Annotated in this window: 12 protein-coding genes; 5 read left to right on the top strand and 7 right to left on the bottom strand. The window is 71.4% G+C overall.

Going from position 1 to position 15,294, the window contains the following annotated elements:
- Positions 1-50: 50 nt before the first annotated feature.
- Positions 51-3,590 carry a DNA polymerase III subunit alpha gene (dnaE, locus tag AB0G32_RS09580; RefSeq protein WP_361160630.1) on the bottom strand — a complete coding sequence of 1,180 codons (3,540 nt, stop codon included), beginning with the start codon at positions 3,588-3,590 and terminating at the stop codon, positions 51-53.
- Between the two features lie 235 nt (positions 3,591-3,825).
- On the opposite strand from dnaE, the gene AB0G32_RS09575 reads away from it, so the two are divergent.
- The 4 genes from AB0G32_RS09575 to AB0G32_RS09560 all read left to right on the top strand — a co-directional run bounded on the left by AB0G32_RS09575 (position 3,826) and on the right by AB0G32_RS09560 (position 8,587).
- Positions 3,826-5,163, top strand: a complete 1,338-nt coding sequence (locus AB0G32_RS09575; protein ID WP_361160627.1) for a DUF2252 domain-containing protein — start codon at positions 3,826-3,828, stop codon at positions 5,161-5,163.
- Positions 5,164-5,219: 56 nt separating this feature from the next.
- Positions 5,220-5,924 (top strand): hypothetical protein, encoded by a 705-nt coding sequence (locus tag AB0G32_RS09570; RefSeq protein ID WP_361160624.1) that lies wholly within the window; start codon positions 5,220-5,222, stop codon positions 5,922-5,924.
- A gap of 83 nt (positions 5,925-6,007) precedes the next feature.
- Positions 6,008-6,853, top strand: coding sequence for a DsbA family protein (locus AB0G32_RS09565; RefSeq protein ID WP_361160621.1), 846 nt, complete (start codon positions 6,008-6,010; stop codon positions 6,851-6,853).
- Between the two features lie 84 nt (positions 6,854-6,937).
- Positions 6,938-8,587: an alkaline phosphatase D family protein gene (locus tag AB0G32_RS09560; protein WP_361160618.1), complete on the top strand. Its 1,650-nt coding sequence runs from the start codon at positions 6,938-6,940 to the stop codon at positions 8,585-8,587.
- Here AB0G32_RS09560 and AB0G32_RS09555 read toward each other — a convergent pair.
- Positions 8,572-9,168 (bottom strand): dienelactone hydrolase family protein, encoded by a 597-nt coding sequence (locus AB0G32_RS09555; protein ID WP_361160615.1) that lies wholly within the window; start codon positions 9,166-9,168, stop codon positions 8,572-8,574. The two genes, AB0G32_RS09560 and AB0G32_RS09555, sit on opposite strands and share 16 nt — an antisense overlap.
- Before the next feature lie 90 nt (positions 9,169-9,258).
- On the opposite strand from AB0G32_RS09555, the gene AB0G32_RS09550 reads away from it, so the two are divergent.
- Complete coding sequence (locus AB0G32_RS09550; RefSeq protein WP_361160613.1) at positions 9,259-10,383, top strand: mechanosensitive ion channel domain-containing protein; 1,125 nt, start codon at positions 9,259-9,261, stop codon at positions 10,381-10,383.
- 131 nt (positions 10,384-10,514) lie between these two features.
- Here the strand turns inward: AB0G32_RS09550 and AB0G32_RS09545 are convergent, their stop codons facing one another.
- From AB0G32_RS09545 to AB0G32_RS09525, 5 genes are all read right to left on the bottom strand, one after another.
- Positions 10,515-12,101, bottom strand: a complete 1,587-nt coding sequence (locus AB0G32_RS09545) for a Na+/H+ antiporter (RefSeq protein ID WP_361160610.1) — start codon at positions 12,099-12,101, stop codon at positions 10,515-10,517.
- A gap of 90 nt (positions 12,102-12,191) precedes the next feature.
- Positions 12,192-12,659, bottom strand: a complete 468-nt coding sequence (locus tag AB0G32_RS09540; protein WP_361160607.1) for a GNAT family N-acetyltransferase — start codon at positions 12,657-12,659, stop codon at positions 12,192-12,194.
- Entirely contained in the window at positions 12,656-13,600 is a 945-nt protein-coding gene (locus AB0G32_RS09535; protein ID WP_361160604.1) for an RluA family pseudouridine synthase, read from the bottom strand. The genes AB0G32_RS09540 and AB0G32_RS09535 overlap by 4 nt, the downstream gene beginning before the upstream one ends.
- 42 nt (positions 13,601-13,642) lie before the next feature.
- On the bottom strand, positions 13,643-14,221 hold the full coding sequence (lspA, locus tag AB0G32_RS09530) for a signal peptidase II (RefSeq protein ID WP_361160601.1): 579 nt from the start codon (positions 14,219-14,221) through the stop codon (positions 13,643-13,645).
- Positions 14,222-14,270: 49 nt separating this feature from the next.
- A complete protein-coding gene (locus tag AB0G32_RS09525; protein WP_361160598.1) occupies positions 14,271-14,936 on the bottom strand; it encodes a TraR/DksA C4-type zinc finger protein in 666 nt (221 codons plus the stop codon).
- Positions 14,937-15,294 lie beyond the last annotated feature (358 nt).

Below are 15,294 nucleotides of genomic sequence, written 5' to 3'. Positions count from 1 at the left end.
CGCATCCGATGCGGGATGCGCCCCTCGTGCCGTTGCCGTACGGCGCTGGTTCAGCCCGCCAGGCAGGACGGGCCCAGCAGTACCTTCAGGTCGCCGAAGAGCGCCGGGTCGGGCTTGACCCGGTGCCGGTCCAGGCGCAGCACGGTGGTCCTGGTCGGTCCCTGGAGCTTGATCCGGACCTCGCTGTCGCCCCTGTGGTGGGTGAGGATCTCGCCCAGGCGGCTGACCATCGGCGGGGTGACCCTGGTCGCCGGGATGGTGAGCACCACGGGCGCGTTGGTGCCCGCGTTGGACAGGTCGGGGACCTGGAGCTCCATCGCCACCAGCCGGGGCACATCCTCGCGCTTGTCGAGCCGGCCCTTGACGAACACCACGGCGTCCTCGACCAGTTGGGTCGACACGAGCTGGTAGGTCGCCGGGAAGAACATGCACTCCAGGGAACCGGCGAGGTCCTCCACGGTGGCGATCGCCCAGGCGTTGCCCTGCTTGGTCATCTTGCGCTGGAGGCCGGAGATGATGCCGCCGATGGTGACCACCGCGCCGTCCCCGAAGTCGCCGCCGGTGAGCTGGGAGATGCCCGCGTCGGCCTTGTCGGACAGCACGTGCTCCAGGCCGAAGAGCGGGTGGTCGGAGACGTAGAGGCCGAGCATCTCGCGCTCCTGGGCGAGCAGGTAGGTCTTGTCCCACTCGTCGGTGGAGAACTCCACGTCCAGGCCGAAGCCGGGCTCGTCGGTCTGCTCGTCGCCCATGCCGCCGAACAGGTCGAACTGGCCCTCGGCCTCCTTGCGCTTGACCGCGACCACGTTGTCGATCATCGGTTCGTACTGCGCGGTCAGGCCCTTGCGGGTGTGGCCCATCTCGTCGAAGGCGCCGGCCTTGATCAGCGACTCCGTGGTCCGCTTGTTGCAGACCACCGCCTCGACCTTGTCCAGGTAGTCCGGGAAGGAGGCGTACTTGCCCTTCGCCTTGCGGCTGCGGATGATCGACTCGACCACGTTGGTGCCCACGTTGCGCACCGCGGAGAGGCCGAAGAGGATCACGTCGTCGCCCTGGGCGGCGAAGTTGGACATCGACTCGTTGACGTTGGGCGGCAGCACCTTGATGCCCATGCGCCGGCACTCGTTGAGGTAGACCGCAGACTTGTCCTTGTCGTCCTTGACCGAGGTGAGCAGCGCGGCCATGTACTCGGCCGGGTAGTTGGCCTTCAGGTAGCCGGTCCAGTACGAGACCAGGCCGTACGCGGCCGAGTGCGCCTTGTTGAAGGCGTAGCCGGCGAACGGGACCAGCACGTCCCACAGGGCCTGGATCGCCTCGTCGCTGTAGCCGTTCTTGCGGGCGCCGGCCTGGAAGAGGACGAAGTTCTTGGCCAGTTCGTCGGGCTTCTTCTTGCCCATCACGCGGCGCAGGATGTCGGCCTCGCCCAGCGAGTACCCGGCGATGATCTGCGCGGCCTTCTGCACCTGCTCCTGGTAGACGATCAGGCCGTAGGTGACGGACAGGACCTCCTGGAGGGGCTCCTCCAGCTCCTTGTGGATCGGAGTGATCTCCTGGAGGCCGTTCTTGCGCAGCGCGTAGTTGGTGTGCGAGTCCATTCCCATCGGGCCCGGCCGGTACAGGGCGGAGACGGCGGAGATGTCCTCGAAGTTGTCGGGCTTCATCAGCCGCAGCAGCGAGCGCATCGGGCCGCCGTCGAACTGGAAGACGCCGAGGGTGTCGCCGCGCTGGAGCAGTTCGAAGGTCGTGGGGTCGTCCAGCGGCAGGGAGAGCAGGTCGAGGTCGACGCCCTTGTTGGACTTCACCATCTTGACGGCGTCGTCCATGATCGTCAGGTTGCGCAGGCCGAGGAAGTCCATCTTCAGCAGGCCGAGCGACTCGCACTGCGGGTAGTCCCACTGCGTGATGGTCACGCCGTCGGTGTGCCGCACCCAGATCGGGGCGTGGTCGACGATCGGCTCGCTGGACATGATCACACCGGCCGCGTGCACGCCCATCTGCCGGACCAGGCCCTCGACGCCCTTGGCGGTGTCGATGACCTTCTTGACGTCCGGCTCGTTCTCGTACATCGAGCGGATCTCGCCGGCCTCGCTGTACCGGGGGTGGCTGGGATCCGTGATGCCGTTCAGGTCGATGCCCTTGCCGAGCACGTCGGCGGGCATCGCCTTGGTGAGCCGGTCGCCCATCGCGTACGGGTAGCCCAGCACCCGCGCGGAGTCCTTGATGGCGTTCTTCGCCTTGATCTTGCCGTAGGTGCCGATCATGGCGACCTTGTCGGCGCCGTACTTCTCCGTCACGTACCTGATCACCTCGACGCGCCGACGCTCGTCGAAGTCGATGTCGACGTCGGGCATGGAGACGCGCTCGGGGTTGAGGAACCGCTCGAAGATCAGGCCGTGCGGGATCGGGTCGAGGTCGGTGATGCCCATCGCGTACGCCACGATCGAGCCGGCCGCGGATCCGCGGCCGGGGCCGACCGCGATGCCCTGGTTCTTCGCCCACATGATGAAGTCGGCGACGACCAGGAAGTAGCCCGGGAACCCCATCTGGATGATGACGTCCATCTCGTACTCGGCCTGCTTCTGCCGGTCCTCGGGGACGCCGCCGGGGAAGCGGCGCTCCATGCCGCGCCGGACCTCCTCCTGGAACCAGGTGACCTCGGTGAAGCCGTCCGGGATGTCGAACTTGGGCATCAGGTCGCGCTTTTCGAACATGCCCGTGGTGTCGACCATCTCGGCGACCAGCAGCGTGTTGGCGCAGCCCTGCTGCCAGGCGTCCGAGGAGTCGATGGCGTACATCTCCTCGGTGGACTTCAGGTAGTAGCCGGTGCCGTCGAACTTGAAGCGGTCGGGGTCGGAGAGGTTCTTGCCGGTCTGGATGCACAGCAGCGCGTCGTGGGCGATCGCCTCGTGCGCGTACGTGTAGTGCGAGTCGTTGGTGACCAGCGGCGGGATGCCGAGCTTCTTGCCGATCTCCAGCAGGCCGTCGCGGACCCGGTGCTCGATGTCGATGCCGTGGTCCATCAGCTCCAGGAAGTACCGGTCCTTGCCGAAGATGTCCTGGTAGTCGGCGGCGGCCTTGAGCGCCTCGTCGTACTGGCCGAGGCGCAGCCGGGTCTGGAGCTCGCCGGAGGGGCAGCCGGTGGAGGCGACGATCCCCTCGGACCACTGGGCGATGGTCTCCTTGTCCATCCGGGGCCACTTCTGGAGCCAGCCCTCGGCGTAGGCGTCGGAGGAGAGCTTGAAGAGGTTGTGCAGGCCGGTGCTGTTCACCGCCCACATCGTCTTGTGCGTGTATCCGCCGGAACCGGAGACGTCGTCCCGCTTCTGGTGCGGCTGGCCCCACTGGATCTTGCGCTTGTTGCGCCGCGACTCGGGCGCCACGTACGCCTCGATGCCGATGATCGGGGTGACGCCGGCCTTCTGCGCCGTGTGGAAGAAGTCGTACGCCCCGTGCAGGTTGCCGTGGTCGGACATGGCCACGTGTGTCATGCCCATGTTGTTGCAGGCCTCGAACATGTCCTTCAGCCGCGCGGCACCGTCCAGCAGCGAGTACTGGGTGTGGACGTGCAGGTGCGTGAACGGCGGCTTGGACACGTTCGGCCTCCTGGGGGAGCTCAGGGTGACGGGCGGGTGACGGGCTCCGGGCAGTCCGGGGAGTCAGCGTCGAAGTCTATGCCTCGGGACTGACACTCCGGGGCCCCGTCCGCGTACCTTCGGGCGAGGCGTCGCGCGGGCACTCCCACGCGCCGCCGCACGTTGGTCCGGACGGAAGATCCGATCCGGACAGCACGCCAGATCACGCACCGTCTGCACCAGGAGGCACCCCGCGATGTCGGTCCCGCAGCTCAGCGACGAGCACCGCGACGAGGAGATCCTCGCCGTCTTCGCCACCGCCTTCGGCGACCTCCTGGCCGCCGACCCGGCCGCGTTCCGGGTGAAGTTCCGCAAGATGGCGGCCTCGGCCTTCGCCTTCTACCGGGGCACCGCCGCGCTGTTCTACCGAGACCTGGACGCCGCCGACCACGAGGGCAGCGACCGCGGCCCGTACCTGGACGAGCGCACCAGCCGGGTGTGGATCCACGGCGACCTGCACGCGGAGAACTTCGGCACGTACATGGACTCCACCGGCCGGCTGATCTTCAACGTCAACGACTTCGACGAGGCGTACGTCGGCCCCTTCACCTGGGACCTGAAGCGCTTCGCGGCGTCCATCGCGCTGATCGGGTACGCCAAGGCGCTCAGCGACGAGCAGATCACCGAGCTGGTGACGGTGTACGCGACCGCCTACCGCGAGCGGATCCGCGCCCTGGCCACCGGCGCCAAGCGCGACGAGGTGCCGCCGTTCACCCTGGACACCGCCCAGGGACCGCTGCTCGACGCGTTGCGCGACGCCCGCTCGCTGACCCGGTTCGCGCTGCTGGACTCGATGACGGAGATCCGGGACTTCGAGCGCCGCTTCGCGCCCGGCGGCGGCAGCGTCGAGCTGGACGCGGCCACCCGCTACAAGGTGCTGGCCGCCTTCGACGGCTATCTGGAGACCCTCCCGGAGTCGTCCCTGACCCGCCCGGACTCCTACCGGGTCAAGGACGTGGTCGGCCGCCGGGGCATCGGCATCGGCTCGGCCGGGCTGCCGTCGTACAACATCCTGCTCGAGGGCAACAGCGACGCCCTGGAGAACGACGTGGTCATCTACATCAAGCAGGCCCAGACCCCGGCCGTCTCCCGGCACATCACCGACCAGGCGATCCGCGACTACTTCCAGCACGAGGGGCACCGCACGGTGATCTCCCAGCGCGCCCTCCAGGCGCACGCCGACCCGTGGCTGGGCTGGACCGAGCTGGACGGCGCGGGGCAGCTGGTCGCCGAGATCTCGCCGTACGCGGTCGACCTGGACTGGAGCGACATCGACGACCCGGAGGAGATCGCCGAGGTCGTCGCGGACCTCGGCCGGGCCACCGCCGCGATGCACGCGGCGGCCGACGACCAGTCCGGCGAGTCCCTGGTGCCGTTCTCCACCGAGCGGGCCATCGACGCGGCGATCGCCGCCGACGAGGACGGCTTCGCGCCCCTGCTGGTCGACTTCGCGCACGCCTACGGGGCACGCGCGCGCGGCGACCACCAGATCTTCGTCGACCTGTTCCGCAACGGCCGGATCCCCGGCCTGTGACTCACAGCCACCCTTTAGGGTTCCTTTACCGGAGCCCGTGACACACTCTCTACGCCATGGACATATCCGGAACCCCGCTCAGAGCCGTTCGCGCGGCGCTGTTCACGGCACTCGTCGTGACCCTCAGCACCGCGTCGCACGTGCTGCTGTCCGGGGTCCCGCTGCCGCTGCCCACGGTGGCCCTGGTCGGGGCCGGGGTGTTCCTCATCGCGTACGCCCTGGCAGGGCGGGAGCGCTCCTACGGGCGGATCGCCGCCCTGCTGATCCCGCTCGAACTGGCCGCCGACACGGTCTTCACCACCGGCCAGCACGTCTGCTACGGCCCGGCGGGCGGCCCCGTCGCGGGTCCGCTGCGCTCGGTCGGCCTCGACGTGCTGTGCGGCGACGGCACCGCGCTGCGCGCCGACGCGGCCAACCCGCTGACCCAGGTGACCGGGGCCGGCACCGACCGGCTCGCGGCCCTGCTCGCGCACGCCGCCCCCGGCACCTCCTGGCTGCTGCTGGCCGCGCACATCGGCGTCGGCCTGCTCGCCGCCGGGTGGCTGCGGCACGGCGAGCGCGCGCTGGCCCAGCTGCTGCGGGCGGCCACCGCCACCACGTTCCGGCCGCTGCTGCTGGCCTTCGCGGCGGTCGCCGTCCGCCCGGTTCCGGCCCCGCGCCGGCCGGCGCCCCCGGTCCGCCGCACCGCCACCGCCCGCGACCGCGTCCTCGCCCACTCCCTGGGACGACGCGGACCGCCGCGCCCGGCCGTCTTCGCCTGACCGCGATCCCGGCCGAGCACCGGCAGTCCCCCTTACCCAGCCCCGCACACACGCGTGTGCGCCTCCCACGGAGTCACCCCACCATGAGCAAGCGAAACAGCCAGCAGCAGAAGACGGCCGCCCGTGAGCGGCTGCGCCAGGAGCGCGAGCGCCAGGCCAAGCGCGACAAGGCCAAGCGGCAGATCATCGTCGCCTGCTCCATAGTCGGCGTCCTCGCGATAGCCGGCGGCATCGGCTACGCCGTCGTGCAGGCCAACCAGCCCTCGCACTGGGAGACGGTGGCCGACGAGACGAAGATCGTCGCCCCGGCCAACACCACGGGCAAGAACGGCACCACCGTCGTCATCGGCGAGGACAGCGCCAAGAAGACCCTGAAGGTCTACGAGGACCCGCGCTGCCCCGTCTGCGCCGCGTTCGAGCAGGCGGCCGGCTCGACCCTGGAGAAGGACGTCGAGGACGGCAAGTACAAGGTCCAGTACATCGGCGGCACCTTCCTCGACGGCGACACCGAGGAGGACGGCAAGCTGGAGGTCGGCTCGAACGGCGAGGGCTCCAAGAACGCGCTGAGCGCGATGGGCGCCGCGCTGAACGTGAGCCCGGAGGCGTTCCTGAAGTACAAGTCGGCCCTCTACTCGACCAAGTACCACCCCGAGGAGACCGACGACAAGTTCAAGGACGACAGCTACCTGATCAAGGTCGCCGACACCATTCCGGCGCTGAAGGACAACACCAAGTTCCAGAACGCCGTGAAGAAGGGCACCTACGACGCCTGGGCGCTGGCCATGTCCAACACCTTCAACACGAACAAGGACGGGGTCACCGGCACCCCGAGCTTCGTGATGGACGGCAAGCAGCTCCAGACCTCCGACGGCAACGCGCCGATGACCGCCGAGGACTTCACCTCGGTGGTCGGGGCCGCCCTGAAGTGACCCCGGCGACGTGACGCCGAAGAGCGGGTGAACTTTCGCGGTTCACCCGCCCTTGGGGCCTACCGGTCAGTAGCCTGACCGCCCGTGACCAGCCGATTCAGCACCGCACCGAACGCGCCGAGCCGCCGTACGGTCGTCAGGGCAGCCGCCGGCGGCGCCGTCCTGGCCGCCCCGCTCGCCGCCGCCCGGCCCGCCGGGGCCGCCGACGCCGCCCCCGCCTTCCTGCACGGCGTCGCCTCCGGCGACCCCCTGCCCGACGGGATCCTGCTGTGGACCAGGGTGACACCCGTCCCCGAAGCCGTACCGGGCTCCGGGACCGGCCCGGACACCCCGGTCGGCTGGACCGTCGCCACCGACCGGGCGCTGACGGACGTCGTCGCCCGGGGTTCCGTCACCGCGCGCGCCGCCGCCGACCACACCGTCAAGGCCGACGTCCGCGGCCTGGCCCCGGCCACCGACTACTTCTTCGGCTTCACCGCCGGCGGCACCGACTCCCCCGTCGGCCGCACCCGCACCGCGCCCGCCGCCGACGCGGCCGTGCCCGGCCTGCGGTTCGGCGTGGTCTCCTGTGCCAACTGGGAGGCCGGGCACTTCTCCGCCTACCGCCACCTCGCGGCCCGCGGCGACCTGGACGCCTGGCTGCACCTGGGCGACTACATCTACGAGTACGGCACCGGCGAGTACGGCACCCGGGGCACCGTCGTACGCCCCACCGCGCCCGCGCACGAGATCCGCACCCTCGCCGACTACCGCGTCCGGCACGCCCTGCACAAGACCGACCCCGACCTCAGGGCGCTGCACGCGACGGCGCCGGTGGTCGCGATCTGGGACGACCACGAGTTCGCCAACGACACCTGGTCCGGCGGCGCGGAGAACCACACCGAGGCCACCGAGGGCGCCTGGTCCGCGCGGCAGGCCGCCGCCAAGCAGGCGTACTTCGAGTGGATGCCGGTCCGCCCGGCGCTGGCCGGCACCACCTACCGCCGGCTGCGCTTCGGCAAACTCGCCGACCTGTCCCTGCTCGACCTGCGCAGCTACCGCTCCCAGCAGGCCGCGCTCGGCACCGGCGACGTCGACGACCCCGGGCGCACGCTGACCGGCCGGGCCCAGCTCGACTGGCTCAAGGCCGGGCTGACCGCCTCCGACACCACCTGGCGGCTGGTCGGCAACTCGGTGATGATCTCGCCGTTCGCGATCGGCGCGCTCTCCGCCGAGCTGCTGAGGCCGCTGGCCGAGCTGCTCGGGCTGCCGAAGGAGGGCCTCGCCCTCAACCCCGACCAGTGGGACGGCTACACCGACGACCGCCGCGAACTCCTCGCCCACCTGCGCGCGCACGCCGTCCGCAACACCGTCTTCCTGACCGGCGACATCCACATGGCCTGGGCCAACGACGTGCCGGTCGACGCCGGGACCTACCCGCTGTCCGCCTCCGCGGCCACCGAGTTCGTCGTCACCTCGGTGACCTCCGACAACCTCGACGACCTGGTGAACGTCTCCGAGGGCACGGTCTGCGCGCTCGCCGAACCGCTGATCCGGGCGGCCAACCGGCACGTCCACTGGGTCGACACCGACCGGCACGGCTACGGGGTGCTGGACATCACCGCCGAGCGGGCGCAGATGGACTACTACGTGCTCTCCGACCGCACCGACCCGGCCGCCACCGCCGCCTGGGCCCGCTCGTACCGCACCCGCAGCGGCACCCAGCGGGTCGAGCGCGGCTACGACCCGGTCTGAGCGCCGTCCTGCTGGAGCGAGCCGAGGAAGCCGAGCGCCGTCCGCCAGGTGGCCTCGGCGGCCTCCGCGTCGTAGTCGGGCAGGTCCGGGTCGGTGTAGAGGTGGCCGGCTCCCGCGTACCGGTAGACCTCCACATCGGCGCCGGCCCGGCCCATCTGGAGGTACCAGGCGCTGAGCCAGTCGTCGGTCTCGAACGGGTCGGGCTCGGCGACGTGCAACTGCACCGGCAGGTCGTCCACCGCGGCGTTGGGCGCGATGTCCGAGGTGCCGTGCAGGAGCAGCAGGCCGCGCGCCCGGTGGTCGCCGAGGGCCAGGGTCTGCGCGACGGACGCGCCGAGCGAGAACCCGGCGTACACCAGGCCCCGCTCCGAGTACGGGGCGGCGGCCAGCACGGCGCGCTTCAGCAGTTCCTCCCTGCCGATGCCGTCGTTGTGCTCCATCCCCTCCTCCACCGTGTCGAACGTGCGTCCCTCGAAGAGGTCGGGCGTCCACACCTGGTGACCGGCGCCGCGCAGCCGGTCGGCGGCCTGCCGCACCGCGGGCCGAAGACCGAAGGTCGAGTGAAAGAGCACGATGTTCATGGGCCCATCGTGCCAGCAGGGTCTGACATCTCACACATGCCGGCCAGGGGCCACATGTTCAGGTCCGCCGCTGCCGGTTACGTTCCTGGGATGGAGACCATACTCCGCCCGCTGATCGTGGTCGGCGGCTCGGTGCTGTTGACGCTGGTCATCGGCTGGGCCACCGACCGACTGCTGCGCAAGGCCGACGACCGGCACCACGAGACGCCCCTGTGGGGGCTGCTGCGCCGCGCCCGCATCCCCTACCAGCTGCTGCTCTGCGCGGCGCTGCTGAGAGGGTCGTACGTCGAGGCCCGGGTCTTCCCCGCACACCGGGCGCTGATCGGGCACATCCTCACCCTGGTGCTGATCGGCTCGGCCGCCTGGCTGGTGGTGCGGATCGCCGGGGCGATCGTGGAGACGTCGTACTCCAGCTACGCCCAGGCCCGCGCCCAGCGCGACCCGGCCCGGGTGCGGCGGGTGCGCACCCAGGTGTCGCTGATCATGCGGGTGGTGGCCGCGGTGGTCGGCGTGGTGGCGGTGGCGTCGATGCTGCTGACGTTCAAGGAGATGCGCACGGCCGGCGCCTCGCTGCTGGCCTCGGCCGGAGTGCTCGGCATCGTGGCCGGCATCGCCGCGCAGTCCACGCTGAGCAACATGTTCGCCGGGTTCCAGATCGCGTTCGGCGACATGGTGCGGATCGGCGACACGGTGGTGGTGGACGGCGAGTGGGGCACGGTCGAGGAGATCACGCTGACCTTCCTGACCGTGCGCACCTGGGACGAGCGGCGCATCACCATGCCGGTGTCGTACTTCACGTCCAAGCCGTTCGAGAACTGGTCCCGCGGCACCCCGCAGATGACCGGCACCGTCTTCTGGTACCTGGACCACACCGCCCCGGTGGACGCGATGCGCGAGAAGCTCCGCGACATCCTGCGCCAGTGCCCGGCCTGGGACGGCCGCGCCTACAACCTGACCGTCACCGACACCACCCCCAACACCATGCAGGTGCGGGCGCTGGTGACGGCGAAGGACGCGGACGACATCTGGACGGTACGGGTGGAGGTGCGCGAGCAGATGATCCGCTGGCTGGCCGACCGGCACCCGTACGCCCTGCCCCGGGTCAACACGGCCGACGCGGCCCCGCCGCCCGGCCGGGACATCCTGCGCAAGCCCTCCGCCGACGGAGCGGCGCGCCGCCTCCCCCACCAGCCCACCCGGGGCGCACCCCACTGACAACGGGCGGCCGGGCAACGCCCCAAGGGGCGCGGGGCCGTATCGACATGCGGCTCCGCCGCGTGGGCGCGACCAGCCCCCGCGCACCCGCACCGGACAACCACGCCCAAGCCCCCCCCAGCCGCCCCCTCCTAACGCAGACTCCGCACATCCAGATGCCGCAGCACCCGGTCGACGATCTCCGGATCGGCGCCCGGTTCGCTGCGCGCGGCCAGCACCTCGTGCCGGGCGGCGCTCAGCATCTCGCCCTGGATGCGGCGCACCCGCTTGATCCGCCGCGCCCGCTGCTGCTGCGCCTCGCGCCGTTCCTCGTCGCCGATCTCGGGGCTGATCCGTATCCCGATGTCGAAGGCGCGGCGCAGCATCTGCTCGGTCAGCTCCTCGGGGAGTTCCTCGACCGTCTCGATCTCCCGCAGCCGCTGCCGGGCCGCCTTGGCCGCGCGCCGGGCGAGGTTGCGCTCGAACTCCTTCTCCTGCTCGGTGTCGGCCCGCACCCCGAGCCGTCCGACCAGCCAGGGCAGGGTCAGCCCCTGGAGCAGCAGGGTCACCAGGATCACCCCGAACGCGATGAAGATGAGCTCCTCGCGGTGCGGGAAGGGCGCCCCGTCGTCCGTCTCCAGCGGGATCGCGAGCGCCAGCGCCACCGAGGCCACTCCGCGCATCCCGGCCCACCACATGACGACGGTCTCCCTGAGGCTCATCGGGATGTCCTCGTCGCGGTCCCGCTGCGCGTGCAGCCGCTTGGTCAGCCAGGTGGCCGGCAGCAGCCACACCAGCCGGACCAGGATCACCACCCCCACCACGGCCCCCGCCCAGCCCAGCAGCTCCGCCCAGTGCCCGGACGCGGTCCGCACCGCGTTGTGCAGTTCGAGCCCGATCAGCCCGAAGGCGACCCCGGTGACCAGGGTGTCCACCACGTCCCAGACGGTGTGCCCGGCCAGCCGGGTCAGCACGTCGTCGGCGTCGGAGGCGTACTCGGCGAGGAACATCGCGGTGGTCAGCACGGCCAGCACCCCGGAGCCGTGCAGTTCCTCGGCCAGCACGTAGGAGGCGTACGGCACCAGCAGCGTCAGCCCGATCTGGAGGGTGGCGTCGCCCAGCAGGTCGAGCAGTCTGTAGGCGCCCCAGCCCAGCGCCAGGCCGACGGCGACGGCGACCACGGCGGACAGCACCAGGTCGAGCCCGGCCGACCAGGGCGAGAAGGTGCCGCCGACGGCCGCGGCGATGGCCACGTGGTACAGCACGATCGCCGTGACGTCGTTGAACAGCCCCTCGCCCTCCAGGATGGACACCAGCCGGCGGGGCAGCCCGAGCTGCCCGGCGACGGCGGTGGCGGCGACCGGGTCGGGCGGCGCGACCAGCGCCCCGAGCGCGAAGGCGGCGGCGAGGCCGAGGCCCGGCACGATCGTGTGGGCGACGGCCGCCACGCAGGTCATGGTGACGAAGACCAGCGCGACGGCCAGCAGGAAGATGGGCCGCTTGTTGGCCGCGAACTGCCGCCAGGAGGTGCGCCGCACCGCCGCGTACAGCAGCGGCGGCAGCAGGGCGGGCAGGATGAGGTCGGGCGGGATGTCGACGTTGGGCACGAAGTCGAGCAGCGCCAGCACGATGCCGAGCACCGTCATCAGCACCGGCGCCGGCAGCCCGAACCGGTCCCCGACCGGGACGCTCAGCAGGGCCCCGAGCAACAGCACGAACAACAGGGCCAACTGATCCACGGTCAGCGCTCCGGTGGGGTCTCGGCGATCACTGGGCAGGCTTCCACCCTGCCACTTCGCCTGCCCCACCGGCCCCCGGGAAACCTCAGGTCACAGAACGCGTCGCATCGCGCGGTGCGGTATCCCCGCGTCCGGGAACTCCGGTCCGTACGCCTCGTAGCCGAGCCGCTGGTAGAAACCGAGGGCGTGGGTCTGCGCGTGCAGGTCCACCGCGGTGAGCCCGCGCGCCCGCGCCGCGTCCTCGATCGCCCGCACCAGCGCGGCCCCGACGCCCAGCCCGCGGGCCGCCCGGGTCACCGCGAGCCGCCCCAGCGAGCCCACGCCCGCGTCCCCGTTGGTCCGGCCGGCCGCCGCCGCGCCGTGCAGCAGCCGCCCGGTGCCGAGCGGCACCCCGTCCGCGCGGACCGCCAGGACGTGCACGGCCACGGCGTCGTGGGCGTCGTACTCGAGGTCCTCGTCGACCCCCTGCTCGGCGACGAAGACCTCCTTGCGCACCGCGAAGCACGCCTCCCGGTCGGCCAGGTCCTCGGCGACGCGTATCTCATGCACCGGGCTCATGCGTAGGTCTCCTCCCGGACCCGGTCCAGCGCCTGCTGGAGGTCGTCCGGGTAGTCGCTGGCGAACTCCGCCCAGTCGCCGGTGCCGGGGTGCTCGAAGCCGAGCCGGACGGCGTGCAGCCACTGCCGGGTCAGCCCCAGCCGCTTGCCGAGGGTGGGGTCGGCGCCGTAGGTCAGGTCGCCGACGCAGGGGTGGCGGTGGGCCGCCATGTGGACGCGGATCTGGTGGGTGCGGCCGGTTTCCAGCTTCACGTCGAGCAGGGAGGCCGCGCGGAACGCCTCGATCAGGTCGTAGTGGGTCACGCTCGGCTTGCCCTCGGCGGTGACCGCCCACTTGTAGTCGTGCTGCGGGTGGCGGCCGATGGGGGCGTCGATGGTGCCGCTGGTCGGGTCGGGGTGGCCCTGCACCAGCGTGTGGTAGCGCTTGTCGACCGTGCGCTCCTTGAACTGGCGCTTGAGCGAGGTGTACGCGCGCTCCGACTTGGCGACCGCCATCAGCCCCGAGGTGCCGACGTCGAGGCGGTGCACGATGCCCTGCCGCTCGGCGGCGCCGGAGGTGGAGATCCGGTACCCGGCGGCGGCCAGGCCACCGATCACGGTCGGGCCGGACCAGCCGGGCGACGGGTGGGCGGCCACCCCGACCGGCTTGACGATCACGACCACGTCCTCGTCGTCGTACACGATCTCCATGCCCTCGACCGGCTCGGCGACCACCTGGACCGGCGCCGGCGCCTGCGGCATCTCGACCTCCAGCCAGGCGCCGCCGTGCACCCGCTCGGACTTCCCGACCACCGCGCCGTCGACCGCCACCTTCCCCGCCGCCGCCAGCTCGGCGGCCTTGGTACGGGAGAAGCCGAACATGCGGGAGATGGCGGCGTCGACGCGCTCGCCCTCCAGGCCGTCGGGCACGGGCAGGGTACGGATCTCGGGAAGCGTGCTCACCCGGTCGAGTATGCCGGACGGCACCGACACCGCCGTACGCGCTCAGTCCCGGTGGACGGTTCCGTCCGGGTCCAGGCCCCGGAAGGACAGCAGCACGATCAGGATGCCGCCGCACACGATCGCCGAGTCGGCGAGGTTGAAGACGGCGAAGTGCTTGGGGGCGATGAAGTCCACCACCGCGCCCTCGAAGACGCCGGGCGCGCGGAAGATCCGGTCGGTGAGGTTGCCGAGCGCGCCGCCGAGCAGCAGGCCGAGCGCGATCGCCCAGGGCAGGCTGTAGAGCTTGCGGGCGAGCCGGGCGATCACGACGATCACCGCCGCCGCGATCACCGTGAAGATCACCGTGAACGCCTCGCCGAAGCCGAAGGCGGCCCCCGCGTTGCGGATCGCCTCGAACCGCAGCCAGTCCCCGACGATCTCGATCGGCTCGTGGTGCTCCAGCTTCGCCACCACGAGCATCTTGCTGACCAGGTCCAGGGCGTACGCGCAGACGGCCACCGCGAACAGCACGGCGATCCGGCGCCTGCCCCGGGGCCGCTCGGCACCGGCGGCCTCCTGCTGCCCGTCCGCCGCCGCGTCCGGGGTGTCCGGCGTACCGATGATGCGCTCCGCCTCTGCCACGTGAGTCCCTCGACCTAGTTTCCGACTGAGCACGAGGGTACGGCACCGCTCAGCGGCGCTCCTGCTTCTGCTTGCACTCCACGCACAGGGTGGCCCGGGGGAACGCCTGCATCCGGGCCTTGCCGATCGGCTCGCCGCAGTTCTCGCACAGTCCGTAGGTGCCCGCGTCCAGCCGTTCCAGCGCGTGCGCGGTCTGGGTGAGCATCTCGCGCGCGTTGGCCGCCAGCGCCAGCTCGTGCTCGCGCGTGATGTTCTTGGTGCCGGTGTCCGCCTCGTCCTGCCCGGCGCCGTCCCCGGAGTCCCGCATCAGGCCCTGCAACGCCCGTTCGGAGGCGTCCAGCTCGGCGCGGAGCCGGGTCTCCTCGGACTGGAGCTCCCCGCGCGCCGCCTCGACCTCCTCCGGGGTCCACGGGTCCTCGCCGGGGCGTACCGCGAGGTCCCCGGGTTCCACCACGCCGCCCCGCGCCTTCGGTACGGCCGTCTTGGCCGCCGTGGCCGTGCCAGGAGTCTTCTTCGCAACCACCGTCGTGGCTCCCGTCTGCTCCGCGGCCTCGGCCGCACCCGCCTTCTTGGCCGTGCCCTTCTTGGCCGTGCCCTTCTCGGCCGTGCTCTTCCCGGCGGCGGTCTGCTTCGCGGCCGCCTTCCGCGGAGCGGTCCGCTCGCCCGGCGTCTTGCCCGCCGCGGTCTTTCCCGCCGCGGTCTTCTTCGCCACCATGCCGCGGCCCCTTCACAAACGGTGATCACGCACGCGAATCGTGCTGGGACGATAAATCGACTTCCGCTCCGCGGCAACGGGGCGCACCGCCCCGCGCGACCGACCTGCATCCGTTGTGCCCAGCTCCCCGCCAGGTATGCCGGTGCCGGAAACCGGTGGGCCGCTGTCCGCCGGGCGCCGTACACTGGGCGGAGCGAAAAGCGTGGATGGGGACGAGTAGCGGCGTGAGCGGCCCAGAGCGACCCGGGGACGGTGGGAGCCCGGGGGCGAGCGCGACGTGAAGATCACCCCGGAGCCGCCGGAAGAAAGCCCCCGAGGGGCCAGTAGAACCGGCCGCGACCCCAATGAGGGGGCTCAC

It is taken from the genome of Streptomyces sp. NPDC023723, from assembly GCF_040639815.1.
Taxonomy (GTDB): Bacteria; Actinomycetota; Actinomycetes; order Streptomycetales; family Streptomycetaceae; genus Streptomyces.
This window is presented reverse-complemented; position numbering and strand designations above follow the sequence as displayed.

What these genes read in the sequence shown, in the direction of transcription:
- AB0G32_RS09575 (WP_361160627.1), top strand. Translation starts at nt 3,826, where the DNA reads ATGTCGGTCCCGCAGCTCAGCGACGAGCACCGCGACGAGGAGATCCTC.
- AB0G32_RS09570 (WP_361160624.1), top strand. Translation starts at nt 5,220, where the DNA reads ATGGACATATCCGGAACCCCGCTCAGAGCCGTTCGCGCGGCGCTGTTC.
- AB0G32_RS09565 (WP_361160621.1), top strand. Translation starts at nt 6,008, where the DNA reads ATGAGCAAGCGAAACAGCCAGCAGCAGAAGACGGCCGCCCGTGAGCGG.
- AB0G32_RS09555 (WP_361160615.1), bottom strand. Translation starts at nt 9,168, where the DNA reads ATGAACATCGTGCTCTTTCACTCGACCTTCGGTCTTCGGCCCGCGGTG.
- AB0G32_RS09550 (WP_361160613.1), top strand. Translation starts at nt 9,259, where the DNA reads ATGGAGACCATACTCCGCCCGCTGATCGTGGTCGGCGGCTCGGTGCTG.
- AB0G32_RS09540 (WP_361160607.1), bottom strand. Translation starts at nt 12,659, where the DNA reads ATGAGCCCGGTGCATGAGATACGCGTCGCCGAGGACCTGGCCGACCGG.
- AB0G32_RS09525 (WP_361160598.1), bottom strand. Translation starts at nt 14,936, where the DNA reads ATGGTGGCGAAGAAGACCGCGGCGGGAAAGACCGCGGCGGGCAAGACG.